The sequence below is a fragment of the [Brevibacterium] flavum genome (assembly GCF_019317305.1).
Taxonomy (GTDB): Bacteria; Actinomycetota; Actinomycetes; order Mycobacteriales; family Mycobacteriaceae; genus Corynebacterium; species Corynebacterium glutamicum.
Window position 1 is genome coordinate 1,173,234 of sequence record NZ_CP079240.1, and the last position, 14,289, is coordinate 1,187,522.

Below are 14,289 nucleotides of genomic sequence, written 5' to 3' on the forward strand. Positions count from 1 at the left end.
AGGAGGTCAACCATGATTACAGAGTTGAAAACAGGTCAGTTGAAGCGCCCACAGTTGCTCGTTGATGGCGATAGCGGGCTGGCACACAGGTGGAATGCGCTCAAAGTTATTCACGATCGGATTGAGTCTCAGGTAGAAAAAGACCTGCAGAAGCTGCACGGAATAAGCGTGCGGGAGTTCTCTTTACTGACAGTGCTGAATCGTCAGCATGACGGCGAGGGTGGACACCTGACCATGGCGGAGCTGGCCAATACCGTGGTGCTCAGTCAAAGTGCAACGACACGGCTGGTGTCTAGGTTGGAGGATCGCGGACTGCTCACGCGGTATATCTGTGCCACGGATCGTCGTGGAATTTACACAGATATCTCCAGTATCGGAAAAGCACTGCTGGAGGAGGCCATGCCAACTAATGAGGCCTCACTGCAAGCAGTGCTGGATCAATTGCGCAATGAACCGGAGTTAGCGCCGTTCATTGAGGTGATGGAAAACTAGAGGGATGCGTCGAAAAGCATTATTCTGCCTGGTTTAATGCTTGCTCGACGCGCGCTGAGGCGCCGGCCAGGTGCTCTTCGCAGCGCTTTGCTAGGGCTTCGCCGCGCTCCCAGTATTTGAGGGATTCGTCGAGGCCCATTTGGCCGAGCTCCAAAATTTTCACGATTTCCACGAGTTCGTCGCGGGCGCGTTCGTAGGATAATTGGGCGACTGGCTCGAAGGAATCGTTGCCTTGGCCGGAACCGACGATATCTGGATTGGTCATTTCTTCATTCTCCTAAGTTTTTAGTTTGCTTGCTGGGTGCCCATGGATGCCGCAGTGATGGAGCCGTCGGCGACGCGGATGCGCAGCTGGCTGCCGGGCGGGGACTGTTCGATGGTGGTGACAACCTCTGGAGCGCTGCCGTCGCGGGGAATCACCTGCACTACGGAATAGCCACGCGCCAAGGTCGCGGATGGGCCGAGCGCAGAAACCTGCGCGCGCAAGGAAGCCACCAGAGCCTGCTCGGTGCGGACAAGATGGGTAACATCGCGCCTAATCAATCCCACAGCCTGGGCAATTTCATCGCGTCGACGGTTAATCGGGGTCATCGGATCGGCCAGCACAGGCCTGGAACGAATCGCGGCCAATGCCTGCTGTTCACGCTGCACCCAACCACGCAACGCTGCGGCACTGCGCTCACGCAGCTGATTGATTAGCAGACGTTCTTCCGCGACGTCGGGCACCACGCGCTTTGCTGCATCAGTCGGGGTTGCCGCACGAAGGTCGGCGACATTGTCCAACACGGGCGTATCTGGTTCGTGGCCAATCGCGGACACCACGGGCGTCTGCGCTGCCGCGACCGCACGCTGCAAAGCCTCCTCAGAGAAGGGGAGCAGATCCTCCACAGAACCGCCGCCGCGGGCAATGATGATGACATCCACGCGAGGATCCTGATCCAAAACCCGCAACGCCTCGATGATTTCAGGAACAGCTGAAGCGCCCTGAACTGCCGTGTTGATCACCTCAAACTGCACTTCCGGCCAGCGATCCTTAGCCACGCTCAGCACATCGCGCTCAGCCGCTGAACCACGTCCCGTGATCAAACCAACGCGGTTGGGTAGAAATGGCAGTCGCTTCTTCCGAGCTGGATCAAAAAGACCCTCCGCAGCAAGCCTTTTACGCAGCTCCTCAATGCGCGCCAGCAACTCACCAATACCCACGGGACGGATATCAGTCACCCACAGCGAAAAAGTGCCGCGGCCTGCATAAAACGCGGGCTTGCCGTACACAATCACGCGGTCGCCATCCTTGAGCGGTGTGGGGCGATTGCGGATAATGTCCGTCGGGCAGGTCAGCTGCACAGACACTTCTTGCTCCACATCACGAAGCGTCAAATACGACAGCTTCCAATTGGGCTTCACATTAATCTGAGCGAGCTGGCCCTCCACCCACAAATGGCCAAGCCGTTCAATCCACTGCTTGACTTGAGTATTTACTTCCCGGACTGGCCATGGTGCCTCAGGGGTTGATTTTGATGAAGCTTTCTCAGACGACACAGGCGTGTGATTCTCCTTCTTCCACCAGCTAAAAGTGAATTACCCCGCCTTTGTCGGGGTGGTTGCATTCCCAGTCTAGGTGTTTAGCCTCAACGTTGGATACGCTGGGAGGCATGAGCTCACCTGTTATCAGCCCCGAAACCAAAACCGGAAAGAAGATCCTGCTTGCAGCCCCTCGCGGATACTGCGCCGGCGTAGACCGTGCAGTGGAAACCGTCGAGCGCGCGCTCGAGGAATACGGCGCCCCAATTTATGTCCGTAAAGAAATCGTGCACAACCGTTACGTTGTGGACACCCTGGCAGAAAAGGGCGCGATTTTTGTCAACGAAGCATCTGAAGCACCAGAAGGTGCCAACATGGTGTTCTCTGCACACGGCGTGAGCCCAATGGTCCACGAAGAAGCTGCAGCTAAAAACATCAAGGCTATTGACGCGGCCTGCCCGCTGGTCACCAAAGTGCACAAGGAAGTCCAGCGCTTTGATAAGCAGGGATTCCACATTCTCTTCATCGGTCACGAAGGCCATGAAGAAGTAGAGGGCACCATGGGTCATTCCGTTGAGAAAACCCACCTGGTTGACGGCGTTGCTGGCATTGCCACCCTGCCTGAATTCTTAAACGATGAACCAAACCTGATCTGGCTGTCTCAGACCACGCTGTCTGTGGACGAGACCATGGAGATCGTCCGCGAGCTGAAGGTGAAGTTCCCTCAGCTGCAGGATCCACCGTCAGATGATATTTGCTACGCCACGCAGAACCGCCAGGTTGCCGTCAAGGCTATCGCTGAGCGCTGCGAGCTGATGATTGTGGTCGGTTCCCGCAACTCCTCCAACTCGGTTCGTCTGGTTGAGGTCGCTAAGCAAAACGGTGCCGATAACGCCTACCTGGTGGATTACGCCCGCGAAATCGACCCAGCATGGTTCGAAGGCGTAGAGACCATCGGTATCTCCTCCGGCGCTTCCGTGCCTGAGATCCTCGTCCAGGGCGTCATTGAGCGCCTGGCTGAGTTCGGCTACGACGACGTCGAGGAAGTCACCTCCGCCGCTGAGAAGATTGTTTTCGCGCTGCCTCGCGTGCTGCGCCACAAGAATTAATTGCAAGAATGAAAAATCCCCGCCACATGAGCGGGGATTTTTTAGCTGTACAGATCATCGTCGAGCGAGATGCGGCGTTTAGGGGCTGCTTGTCGACGCTCACCCACATCCGTAGGAGCCTGCGCCTCAGGGGTGCTCGGGCGCGGCTTGGGGGCCACCACAGGACCCGGAGTTGGAGTAAACGGCACACCGCGCTCAGTTTGGCGCTGCGCAACAGTTTGCCGGCGCTCCTGGCTACGCCTGATCAACTCATCAACCGTGACTTGTGAACCGGTATCGCCAGTTGGTTGCGCGCGACGGTTACGTGTTTTAGAACTTTGTACCCTCGTGCTCTGTGCGCGAGCACGACGAGCAGCATTCTGATTAGCTTCCTCAGCCTCACGCTGCGCGCGCCGGGTGCGTTCCCCAGAAACCTGACGAGATTCCTGGTTCCTGCGCAGCAGAATAATCCGCACCACAGCGATCAATGCCGCCACCAAAGTGACCATGATCAGGGTGGGGAACAACTGCGCCAAAGGATAAACAGCCGTGAGGATTTCCGTGACGGAAACACCAGGGGACACATTCGCAGCCACGCCTTGTTGGGACACAAACCACGAAGTCAGTGGTGTGAAAATACCAAACAGAATGGGAATGGACGCAACCGTCAAGAATAATCCGCGGGCCTCAACCAGCAACGTCACACCTAGAGTAGCGATGATGAAAATCAGCTGATAGGGCAGCCCGATCACGCCTAACATCAGGCTGACGAGCATTCCCGTAATGAGGGATGCCAAAACAACTGAAGGTCCAGACCACGTTGGCAAACCGACAAAAGCGGTCTGCTGGGGCGGCCTAGAGCTTCTCCTCGACGATGCTGATCCATGTGACACGAGTGATTACTTTACCGATCTAACTGCTATTTACTAATTACACTTGCAGTTTCTGCAGCTTTTATGGAGTCTCAGTTTCTCTTGCGTATTTTATCGAATGCTTGCGAAGTTGCCGTCCTTGCCGAGGTAAACCTTCGTTTCAATTCTTTACGACGAACCTCATTAGGATCTACCGATTCACGATCCTCACCTAAAAACTCAGGAATTTTCAGTTTGTTGGTCTCAGCGTCGCCACCAAGCAAGTCTTGGTAGTAGCGCCTGCGGAAGATTTCGCCATCGGCTTCCATGGCACGGCCAGCGAACTCGCCGTATTCGCTTTCAAACTTCAGATCAGAAGCCACCTTCTCGCCAGCACGTAGTGAAGTCATGTCCTGGAAATAGCGGAAGAATACAGCAATCATCGCAGCCACTGGTACTGCTAAGAATGCACCGACAATGCCGAAGAGCGTGCCACCGACAGTTACCGACAGCAACACGATGACAGGGTGCAAATTCATAGCCTTTGACTGCAACAGCGGTGACAAAATATTGCCCTCCAGCTGCTGCACTGCCACGACGATAACCAGCACGATGACCGCTTCGGTAAAGCCCAGCGAGACTAATGCCACGAGCACTGCCAACGCACCTGCGGTGAACGCACCAATGATGGGAATGAAACCAGCAACAAAGGTAATCACCGACAGCGCCAATGCCATGGGAACGCCCACAATAAGTAGACCGATGCCAATGAACACAGCATCAACCGCAGAGACCAGCGCCTGCGCACGGACAAATCCTGACAAGGTGGTCCACGCACGGGTGAGCAGCTCAGTGACATGCCAGCCAGCTTGCTCTCCACCGATCTTCCTGGCCCACGGGAGGAACCGGTGGCCATCTTTGAGGAAAAAGAATGTGAGAACCAATACCACTCCAAGCGTTACAAGCACACTGGTTGCAGCGCCCAGGCCTGAGAAGATTTCTCCAGCAATGGCACCTGCCTGGTTTTGCAGCCACGCGGCGGCCTCGTTGAAGTAGCGGCTCAAATCACCCGAATCCAAGTTCAACGGTGGACCCTGCAGCCAGAGCTGAATGCTCAAAATGCCCTCAAATGCCTGGAAATACAACACCTGAGATTGTTGGGCGATACTCGGTGCGATCACCCACAAAATAGCACCCGTGACGGCAAAAAACGTGCCGATGGTGATAAACGCCGACAGCACACTGGGAACTCCATGCTTCCGCAACCACGAGTTTGGTGAGGACAGCACAGTACAAATGATGATTGCCAAGGTAACCGGCAAAACGCCCTGCCAGAACCGGCTTGTTACCCACCACAGCACAAAAGCGGCAGCCGCAACGAACACCAAGCGCAAGCTCCACATGGAAACATTTTTGAAGTAGTCGCTGATGACCACAGAACGGTCCACTCGATCAGGTAATTCTCGATGCTTAGTGGGAGCCGATTCCGACGCTGGCTCTGCTGTGGAGTCGGATGCTGAATGCGCAAAGTTATCGGCGTTGTCGCTGGGATCGCCATCAGGGCCCTTTGTAAAATCATCCATTGTTGCCACAGTTCTCTATTTTGCATGGTTCTTGGTTTTAAAGCACGAAACACTCCCAGCGACTGTGGCGGGAGTGTTTCCTGCAGAGATCTTTAGGCCGTTGCAGGTCGTTCAGACTCTTGCTCAATAAGAACAGTGTCGGTGGCATATGGAGAGGTTCCAAACAGTCCAACCTTCTCATCTGGTTCGCGTCGTAGTGCGATGGTGGCAAAAACCAAGCCACCCCAAATGATGACCATGAACAACACCATCATGATGATTGCAGTAGTTCCCATGATTTAGGACTCCTTAGCTTCAGGATTGGTGATTGCCACGGTCGGGAAGCGTGATGCGTCCTCGTTGGCGTCAAAAGGACTGATCGGTTCATTGGATGCCCAGCGACGCGGGCGGTGCAGCGTACGCTTAAACTCCGGCAGAACGCCGAAGTCGGAGCCGGGTGGGCCGTCGACAAGCGTGCCCTTTGGCCAAGAAACCATGGGCAAAAGGAATGCAGCCGCCAGGATGACAGCCAGCACGCCCCAGCCAAACAGGCCGTTTTGCAGCTCGGTGTAGCCGCCGTAAGGCTCATTGATCAGGGAGGTGAGCTCAAGAGCAAGGGTGGAGCCCAGAACCAAGGTGGTGATGTTGACAACGGAGATGCGCCAAGTGGTTTTCACCTTGAATGCGGAGATCGCGTTGAGGTGGGTGGAGAATTCATCGATGCGACGCAGCACCCAGTCGATGGAAACCACTGCGATCAACGCAACGGCAACGATGCCGATGTTGTTGGTGAACTTGTCCATGATGTCCAGCGTTGCCAGACCAGAGGTGGTGGAGAACAGACCCAAGGAAAGCAGAGCCATGACAACGCCCACGCCAATTGCGGTGGCTTTACGATTCAGGCCGAACTTATCCTTCACTGCGGAAACAACCACTTCCAACAGAGAGAACAGGGAAGTAAAGCCCGCGATGGTCAATGAGCTGAAGAAGAGGAATCCGAACAGTCCGCCCAGAGGCATTTCGTTGATGATCGCAGGGAAAGCAACGAAGGCAAGGCCAATGCCGGAGGTCGCGACTTCATCCACACCAACGCCAGCATTTGCAGCCATGAAGCCCAGCGCTGCGAAAACACCGATACCGGCCAGCACTTCGAAAGAGGAGTTGGCAAAACCAGTAACCAAACCAGTGTTGGTGAGGTTGGTTCGTGGCTTCAAGTAGGAGGAGTAGGTAAGCATGATGCCGAATCCCACAGACAGTGAGAAGAAGATCTGGCCGTAAGCAGCGATCCACACGGTCGGGTTCTTCAGAGCTTCCCAGTTAGGAGTAAACAGCGCATCCAAACCAATTTCAGCACCAGGAAGCAGGACCGCTTGGATAACCACGATGAGGAAGATGATCACCAGCAACGGCATGAACACCATGGTCACACGACCAATGCCCTTATCCACACCGATCGCAAGAACCGCAATGGCGGCGATCCACACAATAAACAGTGCAATGGCGATCTGCGGAACAATATCCATTGAAACAACTGCTTCAGAATCGAAATTCAAGAAGTCAGAGAAGAAATAAGTATCTGGATCAGATCCCCACGCCTTATTCAGAGACTTGAAGGCATAAAGACCAGCCCAACCAATAATCGCGGCGTAATAAATGGTGATGAAGAAAGCGATTCCGACCTGAATCCAGCCGATGGTTTCGGTTTGTTTTTTGAAGCGTCGGAAAGCAAGAGGGGCGGAACCCCTGTAGCGGTGGCCGATCGCGAAATCGAGGAACAACAGTGGAATACCCGCAGTAAGCAGCGCAATCGCGTAGGGAATAAGGAAGGCACCGCCACCATTGTCATAAGCGACATACGGGAAGCGCCAAATATTTCCCAGGCCAACGGCGGAACCAATAGCGGCGAGAATAAAGACGGTACGGGATGAGAAAACTTCGCGGCGTTCACCCTTCTGAGGGGACGCCGGGGGCGTTTTTTGTGGAGCTGACATCTAAACGAGTCTCCAGTCATGCACAAAGGACCAATAAGAACTCCCCAAGCAAAGGAACAGTCCTGTGTGTGGTCCGAACCTAATGCTCTCCTCGTTCTAAGCCTGATGTGGCCGCAGTCTGGAAAATGGGGTGACTAAAATACAACTGAAATGATCTTAACAGTGATATAGGGAAGAATTCGCATAGATTTCCATGCTGTGTACGAAATGATGCAAAAACTGCAAAAACGCGCTACCACTGCACAGAGTGATAGCGCGTTTGTTATCAAACGAATAAGACCAGCGTTCTAGTAAAGAGCGTGCTTAATCGCGTCCCAACCAGGCTGCAACTGTGGATTAAAGTTGCGCCAATTGTGCGTGCCGGAATCTTTGTAGTCTACAACTTGATGGGTCATGCCTGCCCTGCTCATCGACTCATCCAATGCCTCTGTGCAGCTCAGCGAACCACGCTCAAGCACTACGCCTGCCAGCAAATTGTAGAAAGGCTCTTCCTCGGAATCCGCCAAATCGATGTCATCTACAACTCCGTTCGCAGCTGACAAATAGACAGCCATGTCGCGCAGCCCCTCAGGATTTGATGTGACATCGTGAGCTTTCCAAGTTTCAGAACCAGTAGGACCCCACATATTTTCCACATTGCCACCGCGAGAATTAACAATTAGTGACACCGTGGTTTGTCCGATGGGATCAAGCGTGGAGTAGCAACCAGAGATTCCAATGACTCCATCAAAGAAATCAGGGTTCGAGTTAGCCAAATGAACTGCACCAGTAGCGCCCATAGATAATCCGCCGATGCCACGGTGACCATTGAAGTTCAGCTCTTCCTCAGCCTCCAGCAGGGGAGCGAGCTCCTCAACGATAAAAGTTTCCCACTTGATGCGCCCCAACGCAGGATCCTCTTCCAACCAATCCGAGTACATGGATGAAGCAGCACCCAACGGCATTACCACAGTCACATTTTCATCTGCGAAAACCTTCGGGCCCTCGCCACCATTGATCCAACCAGAAGAATTCTTATTTCCGCCGATTCCATCAAGCATGTACAGCATCGGAGCAGGGGAGTCCGACTCCGCGGACTTCATGATCTGCACATCTACATTGCGCTGCATCGAAGGCGAAGCAACTGACCATTTTTCCAATCGAAGACCATTTAAATCACGCTTTTCGACGATTCTTGCCTCAGTAATCGAGGGGTCTGTCTCGAGCGGATAGTTGGAATCACTACTCAAGAGCGGGCCGCCAAGAGGCAACTGGGACGAACCAATCAGCGACATCGAACTCAGCAATCCTTCAACAGAACCGCCAGTGAGATCTGGGTTGGCAGTAGAAAGCGCAATGAAATCTTGAGCGGAAGATCCGGATTCGGAGCTTTTCTCAGAATCTTGCTCTGAATCAGTTGCTGAACTGAGTCCTGAACTGAGTCCTGAGCTCTGTGCGGAAGCGAGTGGTGAAGAGAAAAGAGTTAAAGAGACGGTACCGGCGATGAGTGCGCGGGATACGAAGAGCTTCAAGGAAACGATGCCTCCGGCAACAGTATTGATGAATAAAATATGATAGTTAATGTAGCAGTTGTTCGTGTGAGGGTGTAATGACCGCCAATTATCTAAAGTGAAATTTCACCTTTTTGGAGGCAGTCGACAATGCTCTGGGCACTTTTTGTGCCTCCTGATTAGGTTCCTACCCAACGATTGCTAGGATATGTGCCTGTGACCCTTACTCTTGGAATCGTCGGCCTGCCCAACGTTGGCAAGTCCACCCTGTTCAACGCCCTGACCCGCAATGACGTGCTCGCAGCGAACTACCCGTTCGCTACCATCGAGCCAAACGTGGGCCTCGTCGAGCTTCCAGACGCTCGCCTTGGACGCCTTTCTGAAATCTTCGGCTCTGAGCGCATCCTGCCAGCAACCGTGTCCTTCGTTGACATCGCCGGAATCGTTAAGGGAGCTTCCGAAGGCGAAGGAATGGGTAACGCCTTCCTCGCTAACATCCGTGAAGCAGACGCAATCTGCCAGGTTGTTCGAGCATTCGCTGACGAAAACGTCATCCACGTCGACGGCGAAGTCAACCCAGCAACAGACATCTCCGTGATCAACACCGAGCTGATCCTCGCTGACCTGCAGACCGTAGAAAAGGCACTGCCTCGCCTCGAGAAGGATGCCCGAAAGGACAAGGCTCTCGGTGAAGTCCTCGACGAGACCAAGAAGGCTCTCGAGATCCTTAGCGACGACCGCACCTTGTTCTCTGCAGAAAAGGCCGGCGAAATTGACCTGGCACTGCTCCGCGACCTTCACCTGATGACTGCGAAGCCTTTCCTCTACGTCTTCAACTCTGACGAAGAAGTGCTCACCGACGACGCCAAGAAGGACGAGCTGCGCGCACTCGTTGCACCAGCAGACTGCGTATTCCTCGACGCCCAGACCGAAACTGAGCTTCTGGAACTCGAAGCCGACGAAGCAGCAGAACTCCTCGAAGCAGTAGGCCAAACCGAACCAGGCCTACACTCCCTCGCACGTGCAGGATTTGAAACCCTCGGACTGCAGACCTACCTCACCGCAGGTCCTAAGGAATCACGCGCCTGGACCATCCACAAGGGCGACACCGCTCCACAGGCAGCAGGTGTTATCCATTCTGACTTCGAACGTGGCTTCATCAAGGCTGAAATCGTCTCCTTCGAAGACCTCGACGCCGCTGGTTCCATGGCGGAAGCCAAGGCCCAGGGCAAAGTCCGCCAAGAAGGTAAGGACTACGTGATGGTCGATGGAGATATCGTAGACTTTAAATTCAACGTTTAGCGGATTTGCTTTAACGTTTCGCTGAAGCGCCGGAGCCCTCGTGGGCTCCGGCGTCAGTGCTTCGGGTTATGCCACCGACACTGCGTAGACCAAGATAGGTCTTGGATATGCTGTGCGTATGTCGTTCGAATTGAAGCCATACACGTTTGCTGAAATCGTGACAGTATTCCGCGACGGCTCACGCGACGAGGAGCTCGATAGACAGGAGAGCCACTCTGGGAAGCGGAAGGTGAGGAAGTCTGCGAGCTTGTTTCCCGCTTAGGTTTCCATGACGGTTTCCTTGCCCAGCACCTGACGGACACGCTTGGTCTTATTCGAGAACAAGCACCCGAATCCTTGATCGAGCAGATTGCGTGCGCATTCAGCTATTACTTGCATCGTGGCACGTGGCCCGATTGGTTAACTGCAGGGTAGCTGTGAACTTCGTGCTGACGTCCGAGAGGATCGGGTCAACCCTCTCGCGTGCCAAGCTTTGCCCGGCTCAACGACGTGAACACTCCCACCTTGAAATTGCGTGAGCTCACAAACATGTAGTCCAGGCACCTGATACCTTGAGGTTAAGTAGGCTAGGTTCATCGAACGCCACAAGGAGTTTCTAGTCATGAGTTTTAATGTTTATCTTTCCGGCGAGATCCATAGTGACTGGCGCGAAGAAATTCGGCGAGGAGTGGAAGCAGCAGGATTGGATGTGGTGTTTACCGCGCCAGTGACCGATCATCCGGCGAGTGATGCTGCTGGTGATCATTTGGGAGAAAACACTGATTCTTTCTGGCGCGATCATCAGTCCGCAAAGATTAACGCCATTCGTACCCGAACTTTAATTGAGAAGGCAGACTTCGTGGTAGTGCGCTTTGGCGACAAATACAAGCAGTGGAACGCAGCTTTTGATGCTGGCTACTGTGCCGCGTTGGGAAAGCCCTATGTGACGTTGCATGATGAAGCACTGGTACATCCGCTGAAGGAAGTTGATGCGGAAGCCCAAGGATGGTGCAAAACTACCGACCAGGTCGTGGAGACACTGAAGTACGTCCTACATAGCTAGTGAAAGTTAGCGTAAATCTTCCAGAAAAAAGATGAAAAAACGTGGGTGGAGACGTTGAAAAGCATTGGTCTGGAACCTCGGATTCCTAAGCCCACCTACTAACCTAAATTCTTGCTGCGCGCACTCGGTATTTGTATAGCCGTTATAAATGGGACAGCCTTCGCGCGATCTGATCTACGGAAGTACTGGATACCGGGACCAAACTTTTGGTTTTGGGCATGACACGCCTATTGAAAAGTGACAAATTTGGTAAGTCACGTTATGGCCATGAATACTTCCATCAGTCTTGATGATCACTTTGCTACGTTCCTCACTAGGCAGGTTGCATCAGGTCGATACTAGACAGCGAGTGAGTCATTCGTGCAGGTTTGCGCTTATTGGAAGGGCGAGAAGCTCTTCTATTGCTTTACGTGCGGCGCTTGTAAACGGAGAGATGAGTGGTGAGACGGAAAACTAGAACTGTTCTCCAAAAGTGCAGTCATTGTTACTATGCTCATGGCGATTGGGAGCTACTTAGTGTGGAGTGGAGGCAAGCCCTACAATCTTCTGTTTGCGTTTAGCCTGTTACTGATGGTTATTTATCCACTTCCTCGATCTTTGGGAAAGTGGAGGGAGACGTCGAAAGCGCTATGTCGCCCAGTTCGCAGTGACCGTAAGCGTCACCGGTATTGTTGCCGCAGATAGCTGGGTTTGAATAGCTGTAAGGATGGCGATGGAGATTTACGCATCCTCAAGTTTAGTTTCGATCAGGGGTTCATCTTCGTGCGACCAGATGCAGAAAGCATCATCAGGAAGCAAAACAATTAAATCACCGGTTTCATCATTTGCAAGCGCGATCGCATTTTCGGGGAAATTTTCCCATTCACGTGCAGATTCGGTCTCGCGGATGTTTCGTTGGCCGTTCGGGCAAGCCTTTTTCGATCGCTGTCATCACGAACCGGGTGCAAAATCCAATCGTTGCCTTCATCGTCGATTACTTCGCCACCATTATTCTGGAGGAGTCTTTCACTCAAATTGTCTGGGAGCCGCCTGCCAAGGATTTCTTCGGTGCTTGGGTTTTTCTTCTGTCACGGGGAATGCCATGCCGTCAGAGTAGGCGCCAAACGATTTTTGCTTTTCGACGCCACGACCCTCCCATTTTTACATTACGTAGAGTGTAAGCAGCCTCAAGGACAAGGAAGTGATCAGAAGGTGGCGTCGCCAGAAAATATTCTCTTGTATCTTCCCGAAAAGGAAGAGCAGCAGGTGCGGGAGGTTTTTGCTGGTCTGGAGGAACAAGGGTTTCCCGTCCAGAATCAAAAACCACACATCACTATTACTTTTTCTCCCTCGATGCGAGACGACGTTGTGCAGCGAGCCTCGGAGCTGCTTCCACCTGTGATGCCAGCCAGATTCGTGCGCGTTGGAACAGTGGTATTTGGAACCAAGCGAAAACAAACCGTGGCGTGGCTGTTGGAAACATCTGAAGAGCTAGAGGAAGTTGCGAGGAATATTAGCGCACTTAATCCGAACGGGCGTGGGCAACGTTGGGTTCCTCACTTAACTATGGGGTTGCGGCTTCCGAGGGAGATTGTTCCCGATTACATTCGAGCCTTGGATGAGGTGACGTCGCCGCATTTCAAAGAGTTCACCGCAACAACGGCTGCATATTGGCGACCTAAAATTCATCACCTCACCGTTTTTAAGGCTTAGAAAAATAGCAGTGTTGGGATGTGAATATCCATTTATGCTGCTGTAGTCGGCTATGTGGACGCATGGTGGCAACCTCTCAGTTTATCGATGACAGCGAGGCTGCTCAGGCAGTACGCGCAGCTGTTGTTGCAGGATACCGAAACATCGACACTGCTCAAGCGTATGGAAACGAGCGTGGCGTCGGCGAAGGCATTCGCACCGCTGGAGTGCCCCGCGAGGAGCTCTTTATTTCCACCAAGCTAGCTGCAGAAATCAAAGATTACGATGGAGCAGTCGCCGCGATTGATGAGTCTTTGGCGAAAATGGGCTTGGATTATGTCGATCTGATGCTCATTCACTCCCCACAACCATGGAGTGATTTCCGTGGTGGGGACTATTCAGAGGGAAACCGTGAAGCGTGGCGCGCGCTGGAAGATGCCTACAAAGCCGGAAAGATTCGATCCATTGGTGTCTCGAACTTCCTGGAGGCCGATCTGGAGAATATCTTAGACTCCGCGACGGTTGCTCCTCACGTTAATCAGCTTCTTGTGCATGTTGGAAACACCCCAAGCGAGTTAATCAGTTTCTGCGATTCCAAGGGCATTCTGGTCGAAGCATATTCACCCATCGCCCACGGAGAGATGCTGAAGAACCAGCAGGTCAAGGCGATTGCTGACAAGTACAACGTGAGCATTCCGCAGCTATGCATTCGGTACACAATTCAACTGGGAACGGTGTCTTTGCCAAAGACTGCCAACCCAGATCATATGAGCTCCAATGCGCAGATCAACTTTGAAATTTCCGAGGAAGACATGGCGGCACTTCAGGAAGTGACCGCCCGCGATTATGGCGAGCACAGCGGTTTTCCTGTGTATTCCGGCAAGTAGAAAGATTTTTATCATGGGACAAAAAGTAACCGCAGGTCGTGACATCCTAGGAGAGTTTGCACCTAAGTCCGCTGAACTCAACGATGATGTCCTCTTTGGCCAGGTGTGGTCGAGGGAATCAGAGCTTTCCCCACGTGACCGAAGCATCGTGATCGTGACAACGTTGATGGCAAGTGGCGTGCTGGATAGTTCTTTTGAAAGCCACGTTCAGCGAGCCAAAGACAACGGTATCACTGCTGAAGAAATCGCAGAGATCATCACCCACGTGGCCTTTTATGCAGGTTGGCCAAAGTCTTGGGCTGCGTTCCGCATCGCAAAGGACATTTACACCAAGTAATAGCGAGGCAGAAAACACATAAAGGTGGGCGTCGAAAAGCATGCTTCTCGACGCC

15 protein-coding genes are annotated in these 14,289 nt (G+C 53.1%); 8 read left to right on the forward strand and 7 right to left on the reverse strand.

Annotation, left to right across the window (positions count from 1 at the left end):
* Window positions 1-12 precede the first annotated feature (12 nt).
* Complete coding sequence (locus KW808_RS05745; protein WP_004568096.1) at window positions 13-492, forward strand: MarR family winged helix-turn-helix transcriptional regulator; 480 nt, start codon at window positions 13-15, stop codon at window positions 490-492.
* Window positions 493-511: 19 nt separating this feature from the next.
* Here the strand turns inward: KW808_RS05745 and KW808_RS05750 are convergent, their stop codons facing one another.
* Both KW808_RS05750 and xseA read right to left on the reverse strand, forming a co-directional pair.
* Window positions 512-757, reverse strand: a complete 246-nt coding sequence (locus KW808_RS05750; protein WP_003856839.1) for an exodeoxyribonuclease VII small subunit — start codon at window positions 755-757, stop codon at window positions 512-514.
* A 20-nt stretch (window positions 758-777) separates the two neighbouring features.
* Complete coding sequence (gene xseA, locus KW808_RS05755) at window positions 778-2,031, reverse strand: exodeoxyribonuclease VII large subunit (protein ID WP_004568095.1); 1,254 nt, start codon at window positions 2,029-2,031, stop codon at window positions 778-780.
* Between the two features lie 113 nt (window positions 2,032-2,144).
* On the opposite strand from xseA, the gene KW808_RS05760 reads away from it, so the two are divergent.
* Window positions 2,145-3,122: a 4-hydroxy-3-methylbut-2-enyl diphosphate reductase gene (locus KW808_RS05760; RefSeq protein ID WP_004568094.1), complete on the forward strand. Its 978-nt coding sequence runs from the start codon at window positions 2,145-2,147 to the stop codon at window positions 3,120-3,122.
* 41 nt (window positions 3,123-3,163) lie between these two features.
* On the opposite strand, the gene KW808_RS05765 is transcribed toward KW808_RS05760, so the two are convergent.
* The 5 genes from KW808_RS05765 to mytD form a co-directional block, all read right to left on the reverse strand.
* A complete protein-coding gene (locus KW808_RS05765) occupies window positions 3,164-3,994 on the reverse strand; it encodes a DUF6542 domain-containing protein (protein WP_329955345.1) in 831 nt (276 codons plus the stop codon).
* 71 nt (window positions 3,995-4,065) lie between these two features.
* Window positions 4,066-5,535, reverse strand: coding sequence for an AI-2E family transporter (locus KW808_RS05770; protein WP_004568092.1), 1,470 nt, complete (start codon window positions 5,533-5,535; stop codon window positions 4,066-4,068).
* 92 nt (window positions 5,536-5,627) lie between these two features.
* Window positions 5,628-5,810, reverse strand: coding sequence for a methionine/alanine import NSS transporter subunit MetS (gene metS, locus KW808_RS05775; RefSeq protein ID WP_003856848.1), 183 nt, complete (start codon window positions 5,808-5,810; stop codon window positions 5,628-5,630).
* A 3-nt stretch (window positions 5,811-5,813) separates the two neighbouring features.
* Window positions 5,814-7,505: a sodium-dependent transporter gene (locus KW808_RS05780; protein ID WP_462574509.1), complete on the reverse strand. Its 1,692-nt coding sequence runs from the start codon at window positions 7,503-7,505 to the stop codon at window positions 5,814-5,816.
* A 287-nt stretch (window positions 7,506-7,792) separates the two neighbouring features.
* Entirely contained in the window at window positions 7,793-9,016 is a 1,224-nt protein-coding gene (gene mytD, locus KW808_RS05785) for a mycoloyltransferase MytD (protein ID WP_004568082.1), read from the reverse strand.
* A gap of 195 nt (window positions 9,017-9,211) precedes the next feature.
* Here mytD and ychF point away from each other — a divergent pair, with 195 nt between their 5' ends.
* The 6 genes from ychF to KW808_RS05815 all read left to right on the forward strand — a co-directional run bounded on the left by ychF (window position 9,212) and on the right by KW808_RS05815 (window position 14,234).
* The gene (gene ychF / locus KW808_RS05790) at window positions 9,212-10,297 is read left to right on the forward strand and encodes a redox-regulated ATPase YchF (RefSeq protein WP_004568081.1); all 1,086 of its coding nucleotides are present in this window, start codon (window positions 9,212-9,214) and stop codon (window positions 10,295-10,297) included.
* Between the two features lie 601 nt (window positions 10,298-10,898).
* A complete protein-coding gene (locus KW808_RS05795; protein WP_004568078.1) occupies window positions 10,899-11,339 on the forward strand; it encodes a YtoQ family protein in 441 nt (146 codons plus the stop codon).
* A 267-nt stretch (window positions 11,340-11,606) separates the two neighbouring features.
* A complete protein-coding gene (locus KW808_RS05800) occupies window positions 11,607-11,681 on the forward strand; it encodes a ribbon-helix-helix domain-containing protein (RefSeq protein ID WP_230622924.1) in 75 nt (24 codons plus the stop codon).
* An 849-nt stretch (window positions 11,682-12,530) separates the two neighbouring features.
* Window positions 12,531-13,031, forward strand: coding sequence for a 2'-5' RNA ligase family protein (locus KW808_RS05805; RefSeq protein ID WP_034983959.1), 501 nt, complete (start codon window positions 12,531-12,533; stop codon window positions 13,029-13,031).
* A gap of 62 nt (window positions 13,032-13,093) precedes the next feature.
* Window positions 13,094-13,897, forward strand: a complete 804-nt coding sequence (locus tag KW808_RS05810) for an aldo/keto reductase (RefSeq protein WP_004568074.1) — start codon at window positions 13,094-13,096, stop codon at window positions 13,895-13,897.
* A gap of 13 nt (window positions 13,898-13,910) precedes the next feature.
* On the forward strand, window positions 13,911-14,234 hold the full coding sequence (locus KW808_RS05815; RefSeq protein WP_004568072.1) for a carboxymuconolactone decarboxylase family protein: 324 nt from the start codon (window positions 13,911-13,913) through the stop codon (window positions 14,232-14,234).
* Window positions 14,235-14,289 lie beyond the last annotated feature (55 nt).